1 pseudogene is annotated in these 246 nt (G+C 76.0%); it reads right to left on the reverse strand.

The annotated features are described in order from the left end of the window. Nucleotides 1–246, reverse strand: a pseudogene (locus SB660_RS22945) (methionyl-tRNA formyltransferase); the annotation flags it as partial.

The raw sequence follows: 246 nt of genomic DNA on the forward strand, positions 1-246 counted from the left end.
CGTCTCGGCCACCGCCCCGGGGGCGGGGGACCCTTCCGCGGAACGCCGCGCCGCGTGGATCTTGAAACGCTCGCCCGCGAGCGTCGTGTGCGCGCCGGGTTCGGGCGTCACGCCCCGGAACCGCGCGAGTACCTCGCTCGCGGGTCGGGTGAAGTCGAGCAGGCCGTCGGCGAGGCTCAGCTTCGGCGCGAGCGTCGGCTCGCCCTGTTGCGGCACCGCGACCGCCGTGCCGTCGGAGATCTGCCG

Source organism: Bacillus sp. SIMBA_005, assembly GCF_046535585.1.
Classification (GTDB): domain Bacteria; phylum Bacillota; class Bacilli; order Bacillales; family Bacillaceae; genus Bacillus; species Bacillus pumilus.